General features: G+C 38.5%; 4 protein-coding genes. All 4 read right to left on the bottom strand.

The window, feature by feature from the left end; translation table 11 throughout:
- A partial coding sequence (locus ACT6XC_RS09275) for a phage portal protein (protein WP_443741602.1) occupies window positions 1-1,213 on the bottom strand: 1,213 nt, incomplete at its 3' end.
- Entirely contained in the window at window positions 1,210-1,479 is a 270-nt protein-coding gene (locus ACT6XC_RS09280; RefSeq protein ID WP_443741603.1) for a hypothetical protein, read from the bottom strand. The genes ACT6XC_RS09280 and ACT6XC_RS09275, both read right to left, overlap by 4 nt.
- Window positions 1,480-1,747: 268 nt before the next feature.
- On the bottom strand, window positions 1,748-2,170 hold the full coding sequence (locus ACT6XC_RS09285) for a hypothetical protein (protein ID WP_443741604.1): 423 nt from the start codon (window positions 2,168-2,170) through the stop codon (window positions 1,748-1,750).
- Window positions 2,171-2,181: 11 nt separating this feature from the next.
- Window positions 2,182-2,607 (bottom strand): hypothetical protein, encoded by a 426-nt coding sequence (locus ACT6XC_RS09290; protein ID WP_443741605.1) that lies wholly within the window; start codon window positions 2,605-2,607, stop codon window positions 2,182-2,184.
- Window positions 2,608-2,743 lie beyond the last annotated feature (136 nt).

Here is a 2,743-nt window from a genome sequence, read left to right on the forward strand (position 1 = left end):
TGTCGTCGTCTTTATTTTTGTCCTCTCCGTCCATTGCCTTGTAGTTTTCAAGCATTATGTGCTTGTCCGCATAAGCTTCTTTTACTTTCGGCAGGTTTTCCATTTCAAGAACTTGATTCAGTGTATAGATTCCGCTTTGCAAGCCTTTTACGTAGTTGTTCATTCTTGTGTTGTAGTCAGCGCGCAGCATTGTGTCGGTGTCAAATTCCACATAGCAGGTTTCTTTTAGGTCGTACGGCAAAAGTCTGTTAAAATATTCCTGAATTTTTACAAGCCACGGTGTAAGAGTGTGTTGCAAAAAATATGTGTTCGCCTGTTCCTGGTTCGTAAACTTTGAGTTTTCACTTCCAAGCATAAAAAGCGGGACACGGAAGATTTTTGCGATTTCCTTTTCGCTGAATTTGCGGTTTTCGACAAGCTGGCTGTCTGTGTTTCCGTTTATGTTGATTGGACTTGCGGTCAAGCCCTTTGAAAGAATAAGCGGTTTGTTTGCGTTTTCTTTTCCGCCGTAAGACGCAAGAAGCTGTTCTGTAAGCTTCTGGCTGTCCTCTTTTGACCAGTTTTTTTGTTCAACAGGAACATTTACAAGCAGTTTTGAATGTATTCCGCCGTCAAAATATTTTTGAGTGTATTCGTCAAGGTCAAGCCCAATTCTTGCGCAGTTTGTTGAATACTCCAAAGGCGACAAGCCCCGTAATCTGTTGTAGCGGATTGCAGGAATATGAAGAATTGTTTCGCTGTTGCATTTGTAAGTATGACCGTCCACTGAAAACTTGTAATACACTTCTTTATCCTCGTCCCGGCAAATTTCAACATAATCTGGATCGAGTGCCGTAAGAGAACGGACCGTATAATCCCAGTTGCGCTCAATAAAAATAAATGCGTTTCCTTTAAGTAGAAGATGAAGCATTATCTGTTGTTTAAAACTGTACGGAGTGTCGTCATAGTTTGGAGAATTTTTTAACAGTTTTGCAAGTGAAATGTCCTGGACTTTTTCGCGTCCGTTTTCGCCTTTTTTGTACACGTTAAGCGAAAGACAGGCAACGGCATCGGCGATGATATTAACACAAGCGTTTACTGTAGAGTTTGCCAGAAGTTGCGCCGTTGTCATTTTTGGCGAATAATAAAAAAATCCGCCCGAGGTATATTTTGAAACAGGTCGCTTTTTTACATCATTTTTTATTTTTCTTAGTTCGAATCCGAATAAATTCATTCTTTCAATTCCTGTAATTTTAAATTTGTTTCTACATCAACGGCGAATTCCGTTATTTTTAACCAGTACCATAACGGCATTTTGACGACATCATCTTCCAGAATTACAATCTGATTTCCGTTTTCGTCATAAGGTGACGGGAACTGCGCTTCAATCTGAATTGTTTTTTTCTCTTCCGGCTGCAAGGTTTTGCAGGACATTAAGGCTGTTATTAAAATTTGTGTCAGAATTGCCAGAATGCAGGCTTTCTTTTTTCTGCTTTGCATTTTTTAAAATCTCCTCCTGTCTTGATTGCATTAAGTTCCACCTTTTCAAAAAATCACGTTCCATTTTTTTTAATTTCGTCTGATAAACTTTTTTTTGCACAAAAATTGTAAGAACAGACAGAAAAAGCAAAACAAAAAAAACGCAAATAATCGCAATAAATGTCTTTGTCATTTACCTATTTCCTCCAGCATTTCAGAAACAATAATTATTCCGCCTATAAGAACCGTTAAAAATGCAATTCCAAAAATCACCGCAAAAACTGCCATTTTATTCTCCGAATTTGATAGTTTTTATTTTGTCCAGAACCATATTAAAGTAAACTGGACTAAAACAGGCGGCGATTGCAAAACCACTAAAAATTATGTCGTTTATTCTTCCGCCAGAAACAATAAAATTCTTTGCGCTCCAAATCGCAACCCAAAGCGCCGCGATTATCTGCGCTATAAGGCTTGTTGTTTTTGCCTTATATGTCTTTTTTTTAAGCTGATCAGGATTTACAGACAGCCCGCTTTTTTCTGTCGGATTTTCCTGTGTTTCACTCTGAGTTTCACTCTGGTTTTCAGCCTGAGTTTTTTCTTCCGCCGTTTCTTTTGCAAAAAATGCGTCTTTCATATCACCGATTGAATATGTTGTGTGTTCGTTATTTCCTTTGTTTGGAAATGATTTTTTAATCCATTCTTCAAAATTCATTTTTTTCACCTCTATAAATCAAGCTGGCGGATTATCCGCATAGATACTGGCTTTCCGTTTTTTACGCATACGCTGTTTTCTAACGAGTTGAATACAATTTTGCCGTTCTCAACAACAACCCAGTGCGCATGTCCCTTGTATTCAAAGCAAACTGGAGAGGCTTTTTTTACATTGTCTATTGTAGTGATTTTTTCTTTCTGGACACTCCAACGAAAACAGTTTCCTTCGCGAAGAATTGCTTCCGCATTGAGAACAAAACCGTCATCTCCCAAAAAACCGTCAAGACGTGCCTTTTCGGCTGCGTCAAACGCTTCTTTTTCGTCCTTGAAAATTTTTCCTTTACAGAAGTTGTAGCAGAAAAAAAGACAAAGATTGTCTGCAAATTCCGCAGGCTTTTTTCTTGCGTAGATTGATGTTAAATCCTGTATTTGTTTCATCGGCTCTCCTTTTCTATTAGTCTGTCAAGTTTTGCTTCTATTCTCTGGCAGGTCGAAGTAAGGTTTGAAACGTTGTTCTTAAGCCCCGCAAGCGTGCTTTCGTGCAGGTTTATCTTTGAATAGAGCTCTGTGAATT

Origin of the sequence: Treponema berlinense, from assembly GCF_052273165.1 — a bacterium.
Taxonomy (GTDB): Bacteria; Spirochaetota; Spirochaetia; order Treponematales; family Treponemataceae; genus Treponema_D; species Treponema_D berlinense_A.